The following is a 7,092-nucleotide window of genomic DNA, read 5'->3' as shown; positions in this document are numbered from 1 at the left end:
CGATAAGGTATCTTACGATGCCAATATCGATGTCAAATAACAAGTCACATAGGATGTCATGGCTCATGGATTGGCGAGAGTTCAGCTTCGAATACCGCCTTGACGGACGGTCCTTGCAGAGTCTCCTGATAGAGATCGAGGCCAGCAAGAAGGCGGTAGAGAATCTTCTGCTGCCGCCGGACTGGAAGGACCAGCTCGATCGATTGAACCGCATCAGAACCATTCGCGGGACGACTGCTCTTGAGGGAAACCCGTTGTCGGAGGCTCAGGTACGTGAACTGCTGGAACGCGATACCGGTGTCGACCCGACAACGAAGGAAGCCCGGCAGATCGAGAATGCGAACGCCGCCCAAAACTGGGTCCGCGAGAGGTTCGGGCCCGGTGAACCGCCACTGGGCGTTGCGGACATCTTCCAGATGCACGAGTTGATGACGCGGAGTTCCGATGAGGTCAACAACGTTCCCGGCCGCTTGCGAGCACACGGCGTGCAGGTCGGTACGCCGGCGTTGGGAGGAGTTCATCTGGGGGCGCCTCACGAGAGCCTTTCACGTCTGCTGGACGGCTTCGTGGTCTTCGTCAACTCTCGGCGCGTGCGGAAAGAACATCCGGTGGTCAGAGCGCTGCTGGCCCATTTCTTCCTGGTAACGATCCATCCCTTCGGAGACGGCAACGGGCGCGTGTCGAGACTGGTCGAGGCAGCCATCCTCTTTGAGGGAGGATACAACGTCCACGGTTTCTACGGGCTCTCGAACTACTTCTACCGCAACGGAGATCTCTACAAGAGGCGTCTGCAGGAATGCCGCAGGGAGCAGCCGTTCTGCGTGGGTCCTTTCGTGGAGTTTGGGCTTCAGGGTTTTGACACCGAATTGAAGGGGATCAACTCCTTCATCAAGTCGAAGCTGAATCGCCTGGTCTACCGTTCGACCCTGACCTGGGCGCTGGGAGAGCGCATCAGCAAACGCCGCCGCCTCATCAACGAACGGGAGCATGGTCTGCTGGTTTTTCTCCTTGAGGAAACCGAGCCGATCGACCCATTTTCGGAAGACCCCTCCAGGCGAGTGCTGCTCCGCGATCTGGTGGATTCACCTTTCGTCCGCACGGTGTATCGCGTCGTTACCCCACGGACCTTCGTTCGAGAACTCACGCGTCTTGCGGAACTTGGCTTCATCGTCTTCGAGCGGGATGCGGTTGCGGGTGAGTCTGTCGTTGGCCTCGACTTCGGAGCGATCGGCAGATACGGCCCCACCTCGCAGCTGGAGCCGCGTCTTCGTTAGGGCCCTCTACTGGCCGAGGGCGTGCAGCACGACGGTTCGCCGGTGGGGACGGCTCCGGTGTTCGAAGAGGAAGATCCCCTGCCAGGTTCCCAGGGCCGGCGCACCGTCGAGCATCGGGATCGCCAGGTGCGTCTGGGTCAGGGCCGACCGGATGTGGGCCGGCATGTCATCCGGCCCCTCCATCGTGTGCCGGTAGCGGGGGTCGCCTTCCGGAACGAGGCGGGCGAAGAAGTTCGAGAGGTCGTGGAGGACATCGGGATCCGCGTTCTCCTGGATCGTCAGAGACGCCGATGTGTGGCGGATGTAGACGGTGAGCATGCCCGTCTCGATCTCGAGCCCGACCGTCCACTCCAGGACTGGGCGGGTGATCTCATACAGGCCCTTTCCCCGCGTCTCGACCCCGAGTTGTCGGACGAACTGCTTCATGCCGGCGGGGGACATTCGCGGGCTCGAACGCGGCGGGGCTTTTGCCATGGACTGTCAGGCGACGTCCTCGCGCGCGGCCCCGGCGACGTGCGCGCGCAGCGCCCTCCACACGCGCTGCGGCGTGAAGGGGAGCGCATCGATGCGGACGCCCACCGCGTCGTAAATCGCGTTCGCGATCGCCGGGAGCGACGGGTGCAGCGGCCCCTCCCCCGCCTCCTTGGCGCCGTACGGACCTTCCGGGTCCACGGACTCGACGATGAGCGCCTCGAACTCCGGGCAGTCCATCGAGGTGGGGATCCGGTAATCGAGGAGCGACGGCGACGTGTGCAGGCCGCCCTCCACGTCCCCCTCGCGGAAGAGTTGTTCCTCGAAGATCGCCTCCGCGAAGCCCATGTAGGCGGAGCCCTCGATCTGGCCTTCGACGAGCACCGGGTTGAGCGCGCGGCCGCAGTCGTGCGCCACCCAGATGTTCGTCACCCCCACGACCCCCGTGTCCGCCTCGACCTCGACTTCGGCCACGTGCGCGGTGAAGGAGTAGGCGGGCGACGACCCGATCGTGCCGCCACGGTAGTCGCCGTGAACATCCTTCGGCGTGTCGTAGGAGCCGACAGCGCCCAGCAGGCCGAACTTCCCCTCGGCGAGGTTGAACGCCTCCGAGATCGGGATCCGCCGACCGCTGTTGTCGGGGGCCTCCGCGTCGAAGGCCCAGCCGCGCGCCAGACGCACCTGGCCGACCGGCACGCCCCACTGCTCCGCGACGGCCTCCGCGACCTGCGCGCGCAGCGTGCGGCAGGCCTCGACGCAGGCGTTCCCCACCATGACGGTCTCGCGCGAGGAGTAGGCGCCCAGGTCCACCGGCGTGAGGTCCGTGTCGGCGGAGAAGACGCGCACGTATTCGAGCGGGACGCCGAGTTCCTCGCACGCGATGTAGGCCATGGTGGAGTCGGACCCCTGCCCGATCTCCGAGGCGCCGTGCAGGATCGCCACCCGGCCGGAGCGCTCGACCTGGACCTGCACCGCGGCCTGGGGCATCTCGTTCGGATAGATCGGGTAGTTCGTGCCGGAGATGTAGGAGGAGGCCGCCATCCCGAGACCGCGACCCCGCGGCAGCCGCCGGTGGCGCTTCTTCCAGTCGCTGGCGCGTTCCACCGCCTCGAGGCACTCGAGGAAGCCGTTGGACCGCACCTTGAACTCGTTCACCGTCCGACCCGTGCCCATGAAGTTGCGACGGCGGAGTTCGAACGGGTCGAGGCCGAGCTGCTCGGCCATCTTGTCGAGGGATATCTCGTACGCGAAGCGCGGCTGCACCGAGCCGTGGCCGCGCTTGGGGCCGCACGGGGCCACGTTCGTGTAGACCCGGGTCGAGTCGAAGCGGTAGGACTCGATGTGGCAGGGCGAGGTGAGGAGCTGTCCCGAGTAGTACGTCGTCACGAGACCGAACGAGGCGTAGGCGCCGCCGTCCAGCGTCGTCCGCGCGTCGAGCGCCCTGAGCTTCCCGTCGCGCGAGGCGCCGAGCCGATACGTCATGTGCATGGGGTGGCGGCCGCGGTGTGAGTAGAAGAGTTCCTCGCGCGTGTAGAGGATCTTCACCGGGCGGCCGGTCCGCATGGCGAGAAGCGCCACGCAGAACTCGAGGTCGAACGGCTCGGACTTTCCGCCGAAGGCCCCGCCCACGGCCGGCTGCACGACCCGCACCTTCGCCACGTCGTAGTCGAGCACGCGCGCGAGCTCTCGCTGCAGGTAGTGCGGGACCTGCGTCGAGGACCACACCTCGAGGGCGCCATCCGGGTTGAGGCGGGAGATCGCGCAGTGGGGCTCGATCGGCGTGTGCGTCGTCCCGTGGAAGAAGTACTCCCCCTCGATGGTGACGTCCGCCTCCGCCATCCGCGCGTCCACGTCCCCGAACTCGAGGTGGACGTGCTTGAGGATGTTGCCGTTCGCCCCCGGCTTGCGCGGCGCGTGGATGGGCTCCGCGGCGGCCTCGGGCGTCAGCGATTCCTCGGGCGAGAGATAGACGGGAAGCGGCTCGTACTCGACGTGGATGCGCTCGAGCGCCGCGTTCGCCGTGTCCTCGTCGACCGCCGCCACCGCGGCCACCGCGTCGCCGATGAAGCGCACCTTGTCGACGCAGAGCGCGTGCTCGTCGCGCGTCCAGGGGATGATCCCGTACGGCGTCGGCAAGTCCCGCCCGGTAATGACGCCGTACACGCCGTCGAGGGCCTCGGCTTCGGCCGTGTCGATGGAGACGATCCGCGCGTGCGCCTCGGTGGAGCGGAGGATCTTCCCGTGCAGCATCCCCGGCAGGACGATGTCGTCCGTGTAGATCTCGCGGCCGGTCGACTTGCGCAGCCCCTCGACCCGGCGCGCGCGGCGGCCCAGCGCCGTGAACTCGGCGTCGGCGAGCCCGGGGAGCCGATCCGGATCCTCCGCGGCGGCCTGCTGTGCGGGCGTCAGTTCGTGCGGGTGCATGCTCCCAATCTACGTCCGACCCGCGGACCGGGCATGAGCCGTGGACGAATGCCGGTGTGCTCGATCGCACCGCGTACTCACCGGGGCGTGACCCCTCTCCGAACATCGGCTAGCAGTCCGTGGCAAAACCCTGCGCCAGCGCCGAGAGCGGTGAAGCGCTCGCCTGGCAAGGAGCGACGAGGGAGCATAGCGGCGCTACGTGACCGAGGAGCGACGCAGAGCGCAGCGGTTCAGGCGAGATGCAGCGCCGCTCGAACGTAGCGGCGTTTTGCCACGGACTGCTAGACTTTGGACGCCATGCTCGAGGAGGCCGCCGACCCATGACCCCGCGCACACGCCGCAGACGGCGCGCCGCCGGGCGCCCCGTCGCCCCCCGTCACCGCCGAACCGCGGTGCTCTCCGCCACCCTCTGCTTCGCCGTCGTCACGTGCGCGCCACCGCCCGCAACGGACGCGGGGCCGCTCGCCCGTATCGCGGTGACGAACGCGATCATCATCGACGGGATGGGAGGAGAGCCGGTCGCGGACGGCGTCGTGGTCGTCGAGGGCGGCCGCATCGTCGCCGCGGGCCCCGCCGCGGAGGTCGCCGTGCCCGCCGACGCCGCCATCGTCGACGCGGCGGGCGGCGCGGTCATGCCCGGGCTCGCCGACATGCACGTCCACATGGTGGGCGGCTGGGACGGATACAGCACCGACATGCTCGGCTATCGCCGCTACCTGAACGCGCTGCTGCACGCGGGCGTGACCACGGTCCTCGACGTGGGGAACGTCCTCCCCTTCATCCAGCAGATCCGGGCCGAGGTCGAGGCGGACCGGATCCCGGGTCCCCGCATCTACATGGTCGGGCCGCTGGTGGACGGTCCCATGCCGATCTGGCCGCCGATCACCTATTCCACCTTCGGGCCGCTGGCGATGGAACGGCATACCGGGCAACTGGCCGACGCCGGGGTGGACGCGCTCAAGGGCTACGTCGGCCTCGATCCGGCGATGGTCGATGCGCTCGTGCAAGCCGGCGCCGAGTTCGGCCTGCCCGTCCTCGTGGACCTGGGCTCGCGCGGCGATTACGCCGCGGCCGTCGAGTCGGGCGTCGCCGCGCTGGCCCACGCGCCGTCCATTGCGCTGAGCGACGACGAGATCGCAGCCATGGTGGAGCGCGGCACCGCGACCATCACGACGCTGGCCGTGCTCGAGTCGTTCGCCCGCCGACGCCTGCGCGACCTCGTCTTTCTCGATCATCCCCTCGTCACGGCCACCACGCCCCCCTGGTTCCTCGAAGCGTTGCGGGAATACGCCACCAGCCCCCAGTCCGAAGAAGACGTGCAGCGCGCCGCGGCCGTCGAGGAGCGACTCATGGTCGCGATGGCCAACGTGAAACGGTTGCACGACAGTGGGGTGCAGATCGTCGCCGGCACGGACGCGCCTTACCCGGGCGTCTTCCAGGGAGAAGGGATTCACCGGGAGATGGAACTGCTGGTCGAGGCCGGCCTGACACCAGTCAAGGCCATCGCCGCGGCGAGCCATGACGCCGCGAGGCTCATGGGAGCGGAAGATGAATGGGGCGCCATCGCGCCCGGGATGGCGGCGGACCTTGTCGTCGTGCGAGGCAATCCCGCGGCGAACATCGGGGCCACGCGCGACATCGCGGCGGTGATTCAGGCCGGCGTCCTGCTGGACCTGGCGAGCCTGACCTTCGACGCGCTGGACGACCCCGGATTCCGGACGGTGGGATCCGTGGCGGCGAACTGAACGCCGCGAGTCCCCCGAACTACTTCGTCCAGATCGCGACCACGCCACACCGCGAAGCGGGTCCACCGAACTCGGCCGGAAGCGAGGCCGGACCCTTGTACACCTCGACACCTCCGATTTCGACGGGCGACACCCACAGGTCGGCCTCGCCGATCTCGCTGATGTGAACGCCATCGAGATAGATCTGCATGTGGCAACGCGAGCCGACACTGGTGGCCAGCCGCGTCGTGTACAGCCTGCAGGTGCGCGAACCCACACGGCAATAGCGTCGGATCGACGCTTCCTCCATCACCATGTCGGATATGACCCGTGGGCTGCGACGCTCGATATCGGCCGCGGTGTAGAAGGTGCCGAGTCCGAGCAGTTCGCCCCAGCGCTTCCGTTCGTAGAAGCCCTTGATCTCCAGCCGGCGCAGGCGCACGGCCGTCGCCACGAGCGGTTCCATCTCGAGCGGAGCGGGGACCAGACCGATCTGGATGTCCGTGGTGGCGCCGCGGGCCACGTTGACCATGTGGCGCAGCGGAGCATACCCGAGATGCCGCACGGACAGTTCGTACACGCCCACCGGTACGTCGCTGAGGATGAATCCGCCCTGCCGGTTCGTCTGAACCTCCTGGGGACGCCCCCTGAGGGACACCGCGGCCGCAATCACCGGGGCGTCGCTGAGCGCGTCCGTCACGGTGCCCAGCAGACGCCCGTTCTCCACCGAAGCGACGCGAAGTCGGAGGACCACGTCCTCAACTGCCCCGGGCTGGAGCAGAACCTCCGTCTCGTCGCTGGCGGCGTCGCCGAACTCCGCCCACAGCGTGGCGCGCCCGACGACGCCGGGGACGCAGAGGACGAGTCGACCGTCGGATCCCGCCTGACCCCGCAGCGGCCCGTCCAGCGCTCCCTCGTCTTCCGACGTCAGGCGCACGGTCGCGAACGGAATCGGGATCGAGCCGGACTCGTCCACGACCGCGACCCCCAGGGGAACGTCGGCGCCGCAGTCCTCCGCCTCCTGCCCCGCCAGGCCGACGGACCCCGCCGCGAACTGCAGCGCGCCGAACAGGAGGCCGGTTCTCCGCGTCGCGCCGCCCGTCGGCGCCGCGACGACACATCGGGACGGCCTCCGGGAGCGCTCCCTCCGTTGATTCATGGCGACCTCTGTAAGGGCTTCGGTTGCGGCGGCACGATAG

Annotated in this window: 5 protein-coding genes; 2 read left to right on the top strand and 3 right to left on the bottom strand. The window is 68.1% G+C overall.

Going from position 1 to position 7,092, the window contains the following annotated elements:
• Positions 1–65 precede the first annotated feature (65 nt).
• Positions 66–1,274, top strand: coding sequence for a Fic family protein (locus OXN85_05405; GenBank protein MCY3599387.1), 1,209 nt, complete (start codon positions 66–68; stop codon positions 1,272–1,274).
• A gap of 6 nt (positions 1,275–1,280) precedes the next feature.
• On the opposite strand, the gene OXN85_05400 is transcribed toward OXN85_05405, so the two are convergent.
• Complete coding sequence (locus OXN85_05400) at positions 1,281–1,700, bottom strand: secondary thiamine-phosphate synthase enzyme YjbQ (protein ID MCY3599386.1); 420 nt, start codon at positions 1,698–1,700, stop codon at positions 1,281–1,283.
• Between the two features lie 54 nt (positions 1,701–1,754).
• Positions 1,755–4,169 (bottom strand): molybdopterin-dependent oxidoreductase, encoded by a 2,415-nt coding sequence (locus OXN85_05395; GenBank protein ID MCY3599385.1) that lies wholly within the window; start codon positions 4,167–4,169, stop codon positions 1,755–1,757.
• A gap of 320 nt (positions 4,170–4,489) precedes the next feature.
• Between OXN85_05395 and OXN85_05390 the strand changes: the two genes are divergently transcribed.
• The gene (locus tag OXN85_05390; GenBank protein MCY3599384.1) at positions 4,490–5,914 is read left to right on the top strand and encodes an amidohydrolase family protein; all 1,425 of its coding nucleotides are present in this window, start codon (positions 4,490–4,492) and stop codon (positions 5,912–5,914) included.
• 19 nt (positions 5,915–5,933) lie between these two features.
• On the opposite strand, the gene OXN85_05385 is transcribed toward OXN85_05390, so the two are convergent.
• The gene (locus OXN85_05385; GenBank protein MCY3599383.1) at positions 5,934–7,052 is read right to left on the bottom strand and encodes a carboxypeptidase regulatory-like domain-containing protein; all 1,119 of its coding nucleotides are present in this window, start codon (positions 7,050–7,052) and stop codon (positions 5,934–5,936) included.
• Positions 7,053–7,092: the final 40 nt, after the last annotated feature.

Source organism: Candidatus Palauibacter australiensis (assembly GCA_026705295.1).
GTDB classification, from domain to species: Bacteria; Gemmatimonadota; Gemmatimonadetes; order Palauibacterales; family Palauibacteraceae; genus Palauibacter; species Palauibacter australiensis.
This window is presented reverse-complemented; position numbering and strand designations above follow the sequence as displayed.